This is a genomic window from Streptomyces sp. NPDC033178 (assembly GCF_055577685.1).
Genome location: NZ_JBVIPT010000030.1, coordinates 75331 through 90311, shown reverse-complemented (window position 1 = coordinate 90311; position 14981 = coordinate 75331). Strand labels below are relative to the sequence as shown.

At 70.7% G+C, this 14981-nt stretch carries 16 protein-coding genes; 7 read left to right on the top strand and 9 right to left on the bottom strand.

The genetic code is table 11. The features are described 5' to 3' along the window. Positions 1 to 24 precede the first annotated feature (24 nt). The 8 genes from ACZ5VQ_RS45930 to mdcA form a co-directional block, all read right to left on the bottom strand. Positions 25 to 1542 (bottom strand): penicillin-binding transpeptidase domain-containing protein, encoded by a 1518-nt coding sequence (locus tag ACZ5VQ_RS45930; RefSeq protein ID WP_469110201.1) that lies wholly within the window; start codon positions 1540 to 1542, stop codon positions 25 to 27. A gap of 88 nt (positions 1543 to 1630) precedes the next feature. Then, the gene (locus tag ACZ5VQ_RS45925) at positions 1631 to 2569 is read right to left on the bottom strand and encodes an ACP S-malonyltransferase (RefSeq protein WP_469110200.1); all 939 of its coding nucleotides are present in this window, start codon (positions 2567 to 2569) and stop codon (positions 1631 to 1633) included. After that, positions 2566 to 3255, bottom strand: a complete 690-nt coding sequence (locus ACZ5VQ_RS45920; RefSeq protein ID WP_469110199.1) for a malonate decarboxylase holo-ACP synthase — start codon at positions 3253 to 3255, stop codon at positions 2566 to 2568. The genes ACZ5VQ_RS45925 and ACZ5VQ_RS45920 overlap by 4 nt, the downstream gene beginning before the upstream one ends. 62 nt (positions 3256 to 3317) lie before the next feature. Next, positions 3318 to 4139 (bottom strand): biotin-independent malonate decarboxylase subunit gamma, encoded by an 822-nt coding sequence (gene mdcE, locus ACZ5VQ_RS45915; protein WP_469110198.1) that lies wholly within the window; start codon positions 4137 to 4139, stop codon positions 3318 to 3320. Further along, positions 4136 to 4999 (bottom strand): biotin-independent malonate decarboxylase subunit beta, encoded by an 864-nt coding sequence (locus tag ACZ5VQ_RS45910; RefSeq protein WP_469110197.1) that lies wholly within the window; start codon positions 4997 to 4999, stop codon positions 4136 to 4138. The genes mdcE and ACZ5VQ_RS45910 overlap by 4 nt, the downstream gene beginning before the upstream one ends. Then, positions 4996 to 5301 (bottom strand): malonate decarboxylase subunit delta, encoded by a 306-nt coding sequence (locus tag ACZ5VQ_RS45905; protein ID WP_469110196.1) that lies wholly within the window; start codon positions 5299 to 5301, stop codon positions 4996 to 4998. The genes ACZ5VQ_RS45910 and ACZ5VQ_RS45905 overlap by 4 nt, the downstream gene beginning before the upstream one ends. 10 nt (positions 5302 to 5311) lie before the next feature. Then, positions 5312 to 6205 (bottom strand): triphosphoribosyl-dephospho-CoA synthase, encoded by an 894-nt coding sequence (locus ACZ5VQ_RS45900; RefSeq protein WP_469110195.1) that lies wholly within the window; start codon positions 6203 to 6205, stop codon positions 5312 to 5314. 5 nt (positions 6206 to 6210) lie between these two features. Beyond that, the gene (gene mdcA, locus ACZ5VQ_RS45895) at positions 6211 to 7863 is read right to left on the bottom strand and encodes a malonate decarboxylase subunit alpha (RefSeq protein ID WP_469110194.1); all 1653 of its coding nucleotides are present in this window, start codon (positions 7861 to 7863) and stop codon (positions 6211 to 6213) included. A 275-nt stretch (positions 7864 to 8138) separates the two neighbouring features. Here mdcA and ACZ5VQ_RS45890 point away from each other — a divergent pair, with 275 nt between their 5' ends. After that, positions 8139 to 9086 (top strand): LysR family transcriptional regulator, encoded by a 948-nt coding sequence (locus ACZ5VQ_RS45890; protein ID WP_469110193.1) that lies wholly within the window; start codon positions 8139 to 8141, stop codon positions 9084 to 9086. 21 nt (positions 9087 to 9107) lie between these two features. Further along, positions 9108 to 9260, top strand: coding sequence for an FCD domain-containing protein (locus ACZ5VQ_RS45885; RefSeq protein WP_469110192.1), 153 nt, complete (start codon positions 9108 to 9110; stop codon positions 9258 to 9260). A gap of 248 nt (positions 9261 to 9508) precedes the next feature. Here the strand turns inward: ACZ5VQ_RS45885 and aroQ are convergent, their stop codons facing one another. Next, on the bottom strand, positions 9509 to 9976 hold the full coding sequence (gene aroQ / locus ACZ5VQ_RS45880) for a type II 3-dehydroquinate dehydratase (RefSeq protein ID WP_469110191.1): 468 nt from the start codon (positions 9974 to 9976) through the stop codon (positions 9509 to 9511). A 403-nt stretch (positions 9977 to 10379) separates the two neighbouring features. Between aroQ and ACZ5VQ_RS45875 the strand changes: the two genes are divergently transcribed. The 5 genes from ACZ5VQ_RS45875 to ACZ5VQ_RS45855 all read left to right on the top strand — a co-directional run bounded on the left by ACZ5VQ_RS45875 (position 10380) and on the right by ACZ5VQ_RS45855 (position 14980). Next, positions 10380 to 11165 carry an IclR family transcriptional regulator gene (locus tag ACZ5VQ_RS45875; protein ID WP_469110190.1) on the top strand — a complete coding sequence of 262 codons (786 nt, stop codon included), beginning with the start codon at positions 10380 to 10382 and terminating at the stop codon, positions 11163 to 11165. Between the two features lie 248 nt (positions 11166 to 11413). Next, a complete protein-coding gene (locus ACZ5VQ_RS45870; RefSeq protein ID WP_469110189.1) occupies positions 11414 to 12238 on the top strand; it encodes a 2-keto-4-pentenoate hydratase in 825 nt (274 codons plus the stop codon). After that, entirely contained in the window at positions 12235 to 13134 is a 900-nt protein-coding gene (locus ACZ5VQ_RS45865) for an acetaldehyde dehydrogenase (acetylating) (RefSeq protein WP_469110188.1), read from the top strand. Before ACZ5VQ_RS45870 ends, ACZ5VQ_RS45865 begins: the two co-directional genes overlap by 4 nt. Next, positions 13131 to 14201 carry a 4-hydroxy-2-oxovalerate aldolase gene (gene dmpG / locus ACZ5VQ_RS45860; RefSeq protein WP_469110187.1) on the top strand — a complete coding sequence of 357 codons (1071 nt, stop codon included), beginning with the start codon at positions 13131 to 13133 and terminating at the stop codon, positions 14199 to 14201. Before ACZ5VQ_RS45865 ends, dmpG begins: the two co-directional genes overlap by 4 nt. Continuing rightward, a complete protein-coding gene (locus tag ACZ5VQ_RS45855; protein ID WP_469110186.1) occupies positions 14198 to 14980 on the top strand; it encodes a 2-keto-4-pentenoate hydratase in 783 nt (260 codons plus the stop codon). The genes dmpG and ACZ5VQ_RS45855 overlap by 4 nt, the downstream gene beginning before the upstream one ends. Position 14981: the final 1 nt, after the last annotated feature.

Genomic DNA, 14981 nt, shown 5'->3' with positions numbered 1-14981 from the left:
ATGCCCGCAGGCCAGTGGCCCTCATCAGGCCAGCGGGGTGACGCCGCAGGACGCGGCGGCCGAGCCCGTCCCTGAGGCGCAGTCCTTCAGTCCGAGCGCCGCCTCCATCATCGCCTTGCAGATGGGTGCCGCCAGTCCGTTTCCGCTGACTTCGTCGGCGGGTACGGCGGAGTGCGCGACGACTGCGGCGACCGCGACGTCCTTGCCGTCGTACTTGGCCCAGGAGACGTACCAGGCAAGGGTTCGACTGTTGCCCACGCCGGCTTGCGCGGTGCCGGTTTTGCCGCCCACCTCGACGCCGGATATCCGCGCGTTGGTGCCGGTGCCGCTCTGCACGACGCCGACCATCGCGTTCTGGATCATTTTCGCGATGGAGGGACTCGTGATCGTTTTGTCCTTGCCGTCCGGATAGCTCTTCAGCGTCGAGCCGCTGCCGTCGGTGACACTGGTGACCATGTGCGGGGAGGCGAGCTTGCCGTCGTTGGCGATCGCCGAGGCGACCATGGCCATCTGCAGCGGCGAGGCGCGGTCGTCGTACTGGCCGAAGCCCGACATCGCGGTTTCCGGCACGTTCATGTTGCTCGGATATACGCTTTCGGCAGCTTGCGTCGGAACGTGGATGTCTGTGCTGTCAAAACCGAACTCCTTTGCGGTCGCCCGCACCGTGGGCCAGCCGAGCTTGACGGCGAGAGGGCCGAAGACGGTGTTGCAGCTGAGCTCCAGGGCGACCTTCAAGGTGGCGTTCTTGCAGGGCAGATCCGCCTCTTCGTTGACGACCGGGACCGTGGTGCCGGGCGGATGATAGGGGTCCGGGCTGTCGGTCGGCACGTTGATCGAGGTGTACTTGCCGCTCTTGAGGGCGGCCGTGAGGACGACCAACTTGAAGGTGGAGCCAGGTGCATAGGTCTCACTCATCGCCCGGTTCTCCATCGGCTGCGCCGAACTCTTGGTGAGAGACGTCCACGAGTTCACATTGGCCCGCAGGTCGCCGCTGATCGATCCGGGGTTGTACGAAGGCGTGGAGACCATCCCGAGAATGCGGCCGGTCGACGGGTCGATCGCAACGGCCGCGCCCGTGTCACCGGCGCTCGAGAGCACGCTGTAACCGGCCTTCTGCACCGCCGGGTCGATGGTGGTGATGACGTTGCCCGGCTTGGGCGACTCGCCGGTGACAATGTCCTGGACGGTCTTCAGACGGCTGTCCGTGCCGTCGAGGATGCTCGGGTACAGGGCCTGAAGCCCGGTGGATCCGTAGATCTGCGAGCTGTAGCCGGTGATGGGGGCGTACAGGGCGCCGTCGGTGTACGTGCGTTTGTACTTCAGGCCCGTGCCCGTGCCGCTGAGCCCGGAGCCGGTGATGGGTTCGCCGGCGACGATGATGTCCCCCAGCGGGTGCGCGTACTTCGCGATGGTCGTTCGTTCGTTGTGCGGGCTGTCGGCGAGGGACTGGCCGTCCACTCCTTGCAGCCAGGTGACCCGTGCCAGCAAGGCAAGGATCAGCAGCAGGCAGAAGACGGAAGCGCGCCTGATCGGCTTGTTCATATCCGGTTGTGGAGACCGCCGGGCAGCGGTCTCCGTCTGCTCCGTTCTGAGAGGGATCGGCTGTGGGTACAGTCGCTTTCGCCGCTTGTCAGTCTTTGTTCACTTGCTCGCGGTGCAAGGCGAGGTCGTGGATGTGCTCGGCCGACGTTTCCCGCAGCGATGCGGTGCGCACGCCGGGGAGCATGGCCTGGGCGAGGCGCACGAGGGAGTCGCCGGGAGCCATCTGGACGAAGAGCCGGGCGCCGCGCTCGTAGAGCACACTCGTCGCCTCGTGCCAGCGCACCGGCAGGGCCACGCCGTGTACGAGGTCGTCCCGGACGGCGTCGGCGGTGCGCAGGGTCCGGCCCGTGCGGTTGCCGGCGAACGGGACCGCCGGGCGGCACATTTCGACGTCGGCCAGCGCGTCCGCCAGTGCGTCCGCGACGGGTCGCATCAGTGGGCAGTGCGCCGGTACGGACACGGCCAGCCGCCGCGCCTTGGAGGCGCCGTGCGCCAAGGCGGCGGTGAGGACCCGCTCCACCGCGGCGTCAGCACCCGAAACCGTGATCTGGCGCGGGGTGTTGACGTTGCTCGCGTACACCGGTTCGGCAGGCGTGGACGCATCGAAGGCAAGGCGCGCGACGGTGGCCTCGTCCAAGCCCAGGACGACCCCCATCCCGTATCCGGAGGGGTAGGCGTCCTCCATACGGCGGCCGCGCAGCGCCACGAGCCGGGTCGCGTCGGTGAGTTCGAGAGCGCCGCACACGACGGCCGCGGCGAAGGCCCCGACGGAGTGGCCGGCGACGTAGTCGGCCCGTACGCCCAGTTCGGTCAGCAGTCGGTGGGTGGAGGTGGCGGCCGCGAACAGGGCGAGCTGGGTTGCGGCGTTGGAGCGCAGGGCCTCGGCGGTGTCCAGGGCGCGGACGTCGGTGCCGAGCACGGCGGAGATCTCGTCGAGTGTCCGCGAGACGGCGGGGTGCAGGGGCAACGCATGCAGCATGCCCGGCTGTTGCTCTCCCTGGCCAGGAAAGAGAAGCGTCGTGTTCATCGAGGGCGGCCTCCTGTCGTGGACTCGTCGGAACCCGGCGATTGGGCCTGTGAGGTGCCCGCCTGCCAGGGGCTGCGTACGATTCGGGGTCCCCGGTCGGTGCGCAGCAGCACGTCGCCGCCACCCGCGTACTCCGCCGCCGAGACGCCGCCGAGCGGGGTCAGCAGCTGTACGTCCGCCCGGACCGGCGCGGCCGCGTCCGTGAGACTTCGTAGCAACCGGGCCACGTACGGCACCGGCAGGAGACCCGGCGCGCACAGGACGAGGTCCACGTCGCTGTCTTCCGACAGCACTTCGAGACCGGTGGCGAGTTCGAAGCCGACGCCGCCGCCCGGCCCCCACACCAGCTGCCGTCCTTCCAGCACCCGGGTCACCCGTGCCAGCGCGTCCAAGGCCGGGGCCCGGTTCGCGCGCCGGGTGGCGGGCCGGTCCGCGAGCTGCTGCGGGGACACCTGCTCGCGGATGGCCTTCGCCGGCACGAACGCCGCCCATCGGTCTGCCCGGCCCGCTCCTCGTACCCCCACCGGCACCAGGCCGTCCGGCGCGCGGTCGCGCCGGACCACCACCCAGGGGGCGCGGGTCAGCGCCTCGCGCATGCCGGGCCGGGCCGGGCCGCGCGGGTCCGGCGCGGGCTCGACGGCTTCGGCGCCGTCGACCCGGAGGAGGTCGTGAGGTTCGTACGGCATGATCCTCTCCTGTCGTGTCGGCCACGGATGGTGGTGCTGGTGCGGCCGGTCTTCCGTACGTCTCAGCCGCGCCAGGTGGCGGCCAGCCGTCGCCGGACCTCGATCGAGGCCGCGCGCGTCTGCTTCGCCTCGGCGGAGTCCAGGCGGCATGTGAGGTCCGCCGGGCCGCCGCGCGCGTCGGTGACGGCGGCGGCGAGCGCCATGCGGGCGGCGGCCACGTCCCTGGCGGTCGGGTCGTCGGCCCGGGTGCCCGGCAGTAGGGAGTGGAGGGCGCCGAGCTTGGCGAAGGACGCGCCGTCGTAGGCGGTGGCGGGGATGGTCCTGGCGATCTCGTCGAGCTGTTCGACCGTACGGCGGGTGATACGGGCGGCGGCGGCCTTGCCCATGACCTGCACCATGATTCCCTCGTCGTCCAGGGCGACGATCCGGTTGGCCTGCAGACCGTGGGAGAGGAAGGCGCCCGAGATGGCCTTGCCGACGACGAAGGCGATGACCGGGTGACCTGCGAGGCGGGCGGTGGCGTAGGCGCCGACTGCCCCGGCGAGGGCCTGGTGGATGCCGATGAGTTCCTCGCGGTAGCCGTACGCCTGGCTGGGCACGTCCACGACGGCGATGATCGGACGCTTCTCGGCGGCGGGGGCGTCGGCATCGGAGTCGACGACGGCGCGGATCTCCCAGGCGAGGTTCCAGCCCTCCTCCAGACCCACCTCGCCCGCCACCGCGCGCGGGAACTTCGCCTCGTGCGCGGGGACGACGGCGAGGAAGTGCGCCTGCTCACCGCCGAGTTGGGCGGTGGCGGACAGGACGGAGGGCACGGCGGCAGGGGTCGAGGTGCCGGTCAGTGCCTCGAACCAGATACGGCCGCGGCTGTTGGCGGTGGTCACTTGGTGTCTCCCTTCACCTTGTCGCGCAGGCCCTGTGGGTCCAGCGGCTCCCGCGGGTCGATGGAGTCGAGGAGTTTGAGCGCCTGGGTGATGCGGCTGCTGCGGGGGGCGTCCGCATCCGTATGTGTGTCCGCCGCTGCCTGTGCCGTGAACGCGGTGCGTACGGCCTTGCCGACAGCCGTGGCCTCGTCGTCGACGAGGGTGTCGGCGAGGCCGACGGCAGTGCGCTGCGCGCCGCCGATCATGCCCCAGATGCCCGCGCGGTCCTTGGAGTCGAGCTCGCGGACGCCCGCTTCCTGCTCGATGACCTCGGGGCCGTTGAGGCCGAGCCGTCCCTGGCGGGTCATCACCAGGTGGCTGCACAGACCGGCGGCGATGCCCATGCCGCCGAAGGAGCCGACCATGCCGGCGACGATGCCGACAACGGGGACGTACCGGCGCAGGTTCACGATCGCGGCGTGGATTTCGGCGATGGCGAGCAGGCCGAGGTTGGCCTCCTGGAGGCGGATACCGCCGGTCTCCAGCAGGATCACGGGGCGTACGGTCCGGCCCTCGGCGCAGTCGGCGGCGGCCAGTTCGAGGGTGCCGGCCAGCTTGGCGCCGCACACCTCACCGATGCCGCCGCCCTGGAACCTGCCGTCCAGGGCCACGACCACGGCGTCCACGCCGTCGATCGTTCCCCGGGCGACGACCGCGCCGTCGTCGCTCTGCGGGACGATGCCCTGCGGGGCGAGATGCGGGGACTCCAAACGGTCGAAGGGGCCGATGAGTTCGCGGAAGGTGCCGGTGTCGAGGATGCCGCGGGCCCGTTCGCGGGCGGACAGTTCGGTGAACGCCTCGGCCGCGCGTGTGACGGTCACTGAAGGGCCTCCTCTGCCTGGGCGGCCTCGACGGCCTGGGCGAGGCGCAGCGTCACGGTGCCCGGCGTCGCGCCGAAGTCGTTGATGCGGATGGTCGCGGCGATGTCGTACCGCGCGAAGAAGCGGTCGAGGACGGCCTCCCAGGTGGGGCCGAATCCGTCGACGCTGGTGCGCAGTTCGACCGTGGTCCCGTCTGTTGCGGGCTCCAGCAGGACCTCCAGGTCACCGGAGCCGACGACGCCGACATGGGCGCGACGGGCCGCTGGTGTGGTGGCGGGGCGGGTGTAGGTCAGACTCTCCATCGTCAACTCCTCAGGAGGACAAGGACGGCATGGCGTCCGGGCCGGTGGTGCGGTCGAGGAACAGTGCGGCCGCGAGCAGATCGGCGCTCCCACCGGGTGACAGCCCCGCGCGAACCAGCCCCAGGTCGAGTGCGCCGAGTGCGGCACGACCCCGGACGGTCGCGCTGCCGCCCTCGGCGAGCACGGCCCGCGCGCCGCGCTGGGCGATGGCCAGGCCCGCGCGGCCACCTCGGTGCAGCAGACAGGTGTCGTCGAGCGATGCCATGACGGTGACCAGCGCGTCGAGCCGGGCATGTGGCTCGCTCGCCCCACCGGTTCGGGCCGTACGCAGCGCACGGAGCGCGAGCAGCGCGTGCGGGAAGCCGCCGATGGCCTCGCCCCGGGCGCCGGGGGCGCCGTAACGGACGGCGGCACGCAGCCCGTTGGAGTCCAGGGCGGGCGCGTTGCGGTCGGGCAGTGCCGCGATCGTCCCGGCGGTGCGGGTGATGGCCTCGGCCGGTTCCGGACCGTACGGCCCTTCGATCACTGCCGCCGCGACGAGCAGCCCGAGGGCCCAGATCGCGCCGCGGTGGGTGTTGACCCCGCCCGTGGCGTCGAGCATGGCGCGCTCGCCGTCGCGGCCGATGACGGCCAGGGTCTCGCGCAACTCTCTCGTGGGCGCGGTGAAGTGCTGAGCGGCTGCGGCCATGCCGGTGAACGCGCCGCGCAGGGATTCGGCGGAGCGCAGCATCATGTCGAGGTCCATGTCGGTGTGCGCGCCCGGGCCGCGGGCGTCCACCAGGCCCGGTTTCGGGGTCAGTTCGGCTTCCTCGGCCAGTGCCCGTACGGCGGTGTCGGCGAGCGCGTGCGCTGAGTGGTGGTTGGGTGTGCGAGGCGGCTGCGCCGGGGCCAGTGTGGTGGTCATGCCGCTCACCAGCTGCGGAACTTGGCGGTCGGCTCGTACAGTCCGCCGGACCAGGCGACCAGGTCCTCGATGCTGGTCGCGGCGAGCAGCGACCGCTTGGCGTCGGTGCGGCGCACGCCCAGGTCCTCGGGCAGGGCGACCAGACCGTCGCGGCGCAGCCGTTCCTCGCGGGCCCGGTCGTGCCGTCGGCCGACGGGGCTGACGCCTGCCACGGCGGCCAGGGCCTCGCGGCGCTCTGCCAGGTCCCGGGCCTTGTAGAGGTAGGCGACGCCCTCCTCGGTGACCACGTGGGTGACGTCGTCGCCGTAGATCATGACGGGGGCGACGGGGAAGCCGGATTCCTTGCCGACCTCGACCGCGTCGAGGGACTCGACGAGCTTGGGGACACCGCCCTTGCCGTAGGTCTCCGCGACCTGCACGACCAGTTTCCTGCCGCGTGTGATGTCTCCCTGGCCGCCGCTCGCGAGGTCGAGCCAGGCGGGGCTGGCGTGGCGGCGGCCGCGTGCGTCCGCGCCCATGTTGGGGGCGCCGCCGAAGCCGGAGAGGCGGCCCTGGGTGACGGTGGAGGAGTTGCCGTCGCGGTCGATCTGCAGGGAGGCGCCGATGAACATGTCGGCGGCGTAGTGGCCGGCCGCCTGCGCGATCAGCCGGTTGGAGCGCAGCATCCCGTCGCGGCCGGTGGCGAAGACGTCCGGGCGGGCGGCGCAGTATTTCTCCATCCCGACCTCACCGCCGAAGGCGACGACCGATTCGACCCAGCCGGACTCGATGGCCGGGATCAGGGTGGGGTGCGGGTTGAGCACCCAGTTCCTGGCGATTTTTCCGCGCAGGCCGAGCTTCTCTCCGTACGTGGGGAGCAGCAGCTCGATCGCGGCGGTGTCGAAGCCGATGCCGTGGTTGAGCGAGGTGACCTGGTGGCGCTCGTACACGCCGCGGATCGCCATCATCGCCATGAGGATCTGCACCTCGGTGATCAGGCGCGGGTCGCGGGTGAACAGCGGCTCGATCTGGTACGGGCGGTCGGCCTCGATCACGAAGTCCACCCAGCCGCCGGGGATGTCGACCCGGGGCAACTCGTCCGCGCTGTCCACCAGTTGGTTCACCTGGGCGATGACGATGCCGTCGCGGAAGGCGGTGGCCTCGGCGATGGTGGGGGTGTCCTCGGTGTTCGGGCCGGTGTAGAGGTTGCCGTCGCGGTCCGCGGAGTTGGCGGCGACGAGGGCGACCTTGGGGATCAGGTCGACGAAGAAGCGCCCGTACAGCTCGATGTAGGTGTGGATGGCGCCGATGTCGAGGGCGCCGTCGGCGAGCAGCTGGGCCACGCGGGTGGACTGGGCGCCCGCGTAGGCGAAGTCCACCTTCGTGGCGATGCCGTCCTCGAAGAGGTCGAGGTGCTCGGGGCGGCTGATGGAGGAGATCAGCAGATGCACATCGTGCACCTTCGCCGGGTCGACGACGGCGAGGGAACGGGACAGGAAGTCGGCCTGCTTCTGGTTGTCGCCTTCGAGGACGACCTTGTCGCCGGGTTCGATGAGGGCTTCCAGGGCCTCGACGGCCCTGCCGGTGGGGATCACCTTGCCATCGGCGAGACGGGCGGCCCGTTCCAGACGGCGGGCCTTGCCGGAGCGGTTGGTGTCCCAAGTGGTGCGCTGAGTCATGGGATTCCTTGGCCGGATGGCCGACAGCGACCGGGACCCACTCAGGGGCTGAATTCACCGACTCCGCAAAGGAGTCGTGAGCCCCAAGGAAGGCCGGCAAGTGCCGGAGAAGCGGACAGAATAGTGTGATAGCCGCAATCGGCGACTACCTCCAGGACGGTACGCAGCGTCACATCGCAGCGTCTAATGTGGATCTGTGGGCAGTCGGATACACATATGCATGGATTCCCCTGACCTGGGGTTTCATCGAGGAGCAGGGAAGTGGCGTGCCCGGAATGCATGAACACTCACAGTGGGGCAACGCCACCGATCCGCCGTCCGACGCGGTCACCGCACTCGCCCCGCAGCTCCAGCAGTTCGTCGCCGTGGCTCGCGAGGAGCACCTCACCCGCGCCTCCGAACTGCTCGGCATCAGTCAGCCGACCCTCAGCCGCACCATCGCCCGTCTCGAAACCCAGCTCGGCGTTCCGCTCTTCCTCCACGTAGGCCGCGGGATTCGGCTGACCCCTCAGGGCCGCCGACTGATGGAGCGCGCCGAGAACGCCCTGGACGTGCTGGCCGAGGCGGGCCGCGAGATCGCTTCGGAGGCGGACCCCGAGCACGGTGTCGTGGGCCTGGCCTATCTGAAGTCGATGGCCGCCCACGTCGTTCCCGACCTCATGCGCGCCTTCCACCGGGCCCATCCGGGCATCCGCTTCCGACTGGCCGAGGCGCCCTCCGCGGACATGCTCGTGATGCTGCGTTCCGGAGAGACCCACCTCTGCCTCATCGCCCCGGACCCCTGCGCGCCCGACATCGCCTCCGCGGTGCTCGTCGAGCAGGAGATGCGCCTCGTCGTCCCGCGTTCGCATCCACTGGCCGAGCGCGAGTCGATCCGGCTGGCTGAGGCGGCGGACGAGACCTTCGTGGCGATGCAGCCTGCCTACGGGACACGGCAGATCGCCGATGAACTATGCCGAGCGGCAGGATTCGAAGCGCGAATCGCCTTCGAGGGCGACGACACGGAGATGGTGCGCGGTCTTGTCGGATCGGGCCTGGGCCTTGCGCTGCTCCCGTATGGACACACCTCCCACCCGGCCCTTGTGGATGTCCCACTCGCCGAGCCACCGGGCACACGGAGGATCTGTCTGGCCTGGTTGTCAGGCGCGCTGGAACCCGCTCCGGTGACGCTCTTCCGTGAATTCCTGCTGGAGCGCAAGGAGCGGCTACTCCCCGTGCGCTGACCCTGGTCCTTCTCTGCCGTCATGGCCACCGCCCAGTCGCTGGACCAGCATCGGCTCGTCGCCGAGGCGGTGCGCCGAGGCGATCCGGAGGCTGCGGCGCTGGCCATGCATACCCACGTCGACTCGGTCGGCCACGTCAAGGTGCTGGACTGGCAGGCCGATCGCGAGGAGTGACCCCGGGGGCTCCCCGAGCACGCCGAAGACGATCGATCCTCGCTCCGTCACCCGGGCCAGGACACTCGCCTGGGCTGCTCACCAGACCGACGGGCCTGGGGATGGGGCTGTGATCAGGGAATACGTCCCAGACGGGCGACGCGGACGACGAGACTCGGAGTTCAGTCCGTCTGACGGCCACGTCGCCCTTGGCATGGAGAGCCTCCAGCCCGCGCACCGCTCGGGACGGGACTCGGGTGGGGCGTGAGTCAGCCGTGGAGGAGATGCGCGACATGCAGTGCGGCCAGGACGTAGCCGTGTGTGCCGGCGCCGACGATCAGGGCGTCGGCGACCGCCGAGATGTAGGAGTGGTGCCGGAATTCCTCGCGCCTGTGCACATTGGTGATGTGGAGTTCGACGGTCGGCAGAGCGACGGCGGCGATCGCGTCCCGGAGCGCGACGGAGGTGTGCGTGAACGCAGCGGGGTTGATGACGATCGCTCCGCACTCGGTGCGCGCGGCATGAATCGCGTCGACCAGCAGGCCTTCGTGGTTGCTCTGTACGAAGCGCGCGGTCAGGCCGTGTGCGGACAGCGTCTTGGTCACAGTCTCCTCGACCTCGCGCAGCGTGGTGGAACCGTACTTGTCGGGCTCGCGCACGCCGAGCAGATTGAGGTTGGGGCCGTTGAGGAACAGGACGGTCCGTCCGGGGTCGTTCTCGGTGGTGGCGTCGAACATGTGCGGCTCCTTCGTCGGTACGGGTACGGGTACGCGTATGGCATGGGGTACGGGTACGGCTATGGGGTACGGGTACGCGGGTGGGGTGGGCAGGGGCGCTTCCCGGTGCGTGGGCAGGAGCACCGTGCCTGGTGGTGAGGACATCCGCTCGGGTCGGCCAGGCGGCCTCTGAGGGGCTCGAATGCCTCGCCCGTCCGGAACGCGGACCTGCCGGTGTGGTCCGGAGACGCAGGCCACGGGCCTGCCACCGCTCGGAGCAGCCGGGCCTCGACCGGCATGCGGCCCGCATCGGGCACCTTCCCGCCAGTGGTTGACCCGCGGGTGACGGCGACGCCCGTACCCGCGCCGACGAGGCCGACGCCGACGCTTGCATGCCGTCCGGTTCCCACGTCATGCTTCACCGATGCGTCCCGCTGAACGGAACATTCCTGACTCCGGTGTCGCGCGGGTCGCCGCCGTGCTCGGGGCCTTCGACGCGCTTCATGCCGAGCTTCGGGTGTCGGAGATCGCCCGCCGGGCCGGGCTGCCGAAGTCCACGACCTCCCGCCTGGTGCGCGACCTCGTCGGCTACGGGTTCCTGGAGCGCGACGAGAACGACGGCGCGCTCCTGCATATGGGAACGCGCCTGTTCGAGTACGGCGAGCTGGCTTCCCGGCACCGCAATCTGCGTGCGATCGCCCTGCCGTACATGGCCGATCTGCGCGAGGCGACCCGGCAGACGGTACATCTGGCCGTGCTGGACGGCACCGAGGTGGTCTACGTCGAGATCCTGCGGAGCAAGGACGCCCCGAGGATGGGATCGCGGGTGGGCGGCCGACTGCCCGCGCATGCCGCGGCCGTGGGCAAGGTGCTGCTCGCCTTCGGTGACGCGGAGGCCGTCGACGCGGTCTGCGCTCATGGGCTCGCACCGGTGGGCCCGCGCACCATCACCGCGCCCGGCCTGTTCCGGCGTGAGCTGGAACGGATCCGGGGCGCGGGAGTCGCGTACGAGAACGAGGAGACCGGTCCCGGGGTGGGGTGTGTCGCGACCGTGATCCTCGGGGCCGGCGACCGGCCGGTCGCGGCGATGTCCATCTCGGGCTGGAGCGGGAGGCTGAACCTGCGCCGGGTGGGCCCCGCCGTGCGCACGGCGGGGCTGGCCATAAGCCGTGAGCTGCGGGGCCCGAGTCCCGCCACCGGCGAGAGCTGAGCGGGCTCCCACGGAGTGTCCGCTCATGGCATTCCCTTCGTAGCGTCCGGTCTGTGGTGTGTCACGTCATGGAGAACTGTCCCTCCCATGATCAGGAACGGGCAAGCCGGTTGATCCGCTGAGCGGGACGGGCCGGAGACGATTTCACTCGATCTTGATCCGCTCAGCGGATCACTTGGGTTGCCTGGTGGGACTGCGCGCAACATGCTGCGAGGAGTTCGCCCATCACCCGAGGAAAGAGCCGCACGATGGACAAAGCCACGCACGTCGTGGTCGCGAAGGAACTGCTGGCCGCGCGGCGCACCCGCGAGCCCATCGATCCGGTCGCCCTGACCCATCCGGGGCTGACCGTCGACGATTCCTACGCGATCCAGCTTGAGCAGGTCCGCACCTGGACCGAGCACGGGCAGCGTATCCAGGGCCACAAGGTCGGGCTCACCTCGGCGGCCATGCAGCGCCAGCTCGGCGTCGACCAGCCCGACTACGGGCACCTGATGGAGTCCATGTTCCATCTGGAGGGCCTGCCGATCGCACTGGACGAGTTCATCAGCCCCAAGGTCGAACCGGAGATCGCCTTCGTACTCAAGCGGCCACTGACCGGGCCCGGCGTGAACGCCGCGCAGGCGCTGTCGGCGGTCGACTACGTCCTGCCGGCCCTGGAGATCATCGACTCCCGCATCCGGGACTGGAAGATCGGCCTGCTCGACACGGTCGCGGACAACGCGTCGGCGGGCGGCGTGGTGCTCGGCAGCCGCCCCGTCCCGGTGAACGCGGTCGATCTGCGGCTGTCCGGGTGCGTGCTGACCCGGCGCGGCGAGGTCGTCGGCACCGGCGCCGGGGGCGCCGTCCTCGGCTCGCCGCTGAACGCCCTGGTGTGGCTGGCCAACACGGTGGGCCGACTCGGCGTCACCCTGGAGCCGGGCCACGTCATCCTGCCCGGCTCGGTCTGCGCCGCCGCGCCCGTAGCCGGTGGCGACTCCGTCACCGCGACCTTCGGCGGCCTGGGCACCGTCACCGCACGCTTCGCCCACGTACAAGGACAGGGCGTACAAGGACAGGGGGAGGACGCATGACCGCCACCGCCGCCATCGTCGGGCCGGGCAACATCGGCACGGACCTGATGGTCAAGCTGCTGCGCAACGAGCACATCGACGTCCGCTGCATGGTCGGGGTCGACCCCGCCTCCGACGGCCTGGCCCGCGCCGGGAAGCTCGGCGTCGAAGCCAGCGCCGGAGGCGTGGACTGGCTGCTCGACCGGCCGGAGCTGCCCGACCTGGTCTTCGAGGCCACCTCCGCCAAGGCGCACCTGGCCAACGCCGCCCGCTACGCCGAGGCCGGCATCACCGCCATCGACCTGACCCCCGCCGCGGCCGGTCCCTTCGTCTGCCCGGTGGTCAACCTCTCCGAGCACGAGGCCGCAGCGAACGTCAACATGATCACCTGCGGCGGGCAGGCCACCATCCCGATCGTGGCCGCCGTCTCCCGGGTCGTGCCCGTGCCGTACGCGGAGATCGTCGCCTCGATCGCCTCCCGCTCGGCGGGCCCCGGCACCCGCGCCAACATCGACGAGTTCACCGAGACCACCTCCCACGCGATCGAGACCGTCGGTGGCGCCGGACGCGGCAAGGCGATCATCATCCTCAACCCCGTCGATCCCCCGATGATCATGCGTGACACGGTGTACTGCGCGATCCCCGCCGACGCCGACCGCGACGCCATCACCGAGTCCATCCACCGGATGGTCGAGGAGGTACGGGTCTACGTACCCGGCTACCAGATGCGCTCCGAGCCGCAGTTCGACGACCCGCGCCCCGGATGGAAGGGGCAGGCCCGGGTCGCGGTCTTCCTCGAAGTCCGCGGCAACGGCGACTACCTGCCCCCGTGGGCAGGCAACCTCGACATCATGACCGCCGCCGCCGTCCGCGTCGGCGAACTCATCAGCCAGCGACAGAAGGCGGTGACCCGATGACCGCGGACACGACCACGGACCTCCGACCGGCCGTACGCATCACCGACACCACGCTGCGCGACGGCAGCCACGCCGTGGCCCACCAGTTCACCGTGGACCAGGTACGGGCCGTGACCCGCGCCCTGGACGACGCGGGCGTCACCGTCATCGAGGTCACCCACGGCGACGGCCTCGCCGGGTCCTCCTTCAACTACGGCTTCTCGCACACCGACGAGATCGAACTCGTCAAGGCTGCCGTCGCCGAAGCCCGCCAGGCACGTATCGCCGTCCTGCTGCTGCCCGGCCTCGGCACCGTCGAGGACCTGCACCGGGCCCACGACGCGGGCGCCGGGATCGTACGGGTGGCGACCCACTGCACCGAGGCGGACGTCTCCGTACAGCACTTCGGGGCCGCGCGCGAACTGGGCATGGAGACCGTAGGGTTCCTGATGCTCTCGCACCGGGTCGGACCCGAGGCGCTGGCGAAGCAGGCCAGGATCATGGCCGACGCCGGGTGCCAGTGCGTGTACGTCGTCGACTCGGCGGGCTGGCTGATGCCCACCGACGTCACCGACCGCGTGTCGGCGCTGGCCGCCGAACTCGGCGACGACGCCCAGATCGGCTTCCACGGCCACCAGAACCTCTCGCTCGGCGTCGCGAACTCGATCGCCGCGTACGAGGCGGGCGCCCGTCAGATCGACGGCAGCCTGTGCGCGCTGGGCGCCGGCGCCGGCAACTCGCCGACCGAGCTGCTCGCCACCGTCTTCGAAAGGATGCGGGTCCCCATCGGCCTGGACGTGGACGGCGTGTTGCGCGCCGCGCACGAGGTGCTCACCCCGCTGATTCCTCGGCTGCCCATCGCCGACCGCCCGGCCATCGAGCAGGGCAGGCACGGCGTCTACTCCTCGTTCCTGCTGCACGCGCAGCGCGCCGCCGACCGTTACGGGGTGCCCGCCCACGCCATCCTGCGCGCGGTCGGCGAGGCCGGATATGTCGGCGGCCAGGAAGACATGATCATCGACGTGGCGATCGACCTCTCCACCCGCGCCACGACAACGGCCAAGGCCCCGGAAGGCGTACCCGCATGAGCGACTGGACCATCGACCGCGCCGTCACGGAGCTGCTCGGCCGCGAGAGCGACCGCAGGGACGGCGGCCGGATCACCGACGAATGGCCCGACCTCGACCTGCCGACCGCCTACCAGGTGCAGGACGCGCTGCTCCAGCGCAAGGTCGAGTCCGGCGAGAAGCTCGTCGGCGTCAAGCTCGGCCTCACCTCGCGCGCCAAGCAGCAGCGGATGGGTATCGACTCCCCGCTCACCGCTTGGCTCACCGACGCGATGGTGCTTCCCGAGGGCGTCCCGGTCCCGATGGGCGAGCTCATCCACCCGCGCGTCGAGCCCGAGATCGTCTTCGTCATGGGGGAGCGGCTGGAGGGCCCCGGGGTGACCGCCGCGACCGCGCTCGCCGCCGTCCGCAGCGTGCACGCGGGCTTCGAGGTCATCGACAGCCGCTTCACCGACTTCAAGTTCACCCTCCCCGACGTGGTCGCCGACAACGCCTCGTCGTCACGCTTCGTCGTCAGCGGCACCGGTCTGCCGCCCGAGAGCCTCGACCTCGCGCTGGAGGCCTGCCTGCTCGGCATCGACGGCGAGATCACCGACTCCGCGACTGGCGCCGCCGTACAAGGTCACCCCGCCGAGGCACTCGCGCTGGCGGCGAACTCCCTCGGCGAGCGCGGCATCGCCATCGAGCCCGGCTGGATCGTGCTCACCGGCGGCCTCACCGACGCCGTCTTCGTCGAGCCCGGACGGGAGATCAGCGCCGAGTTCACCCACCTCGGCACCCTGCGGGTGGTCGGCGCCTGAT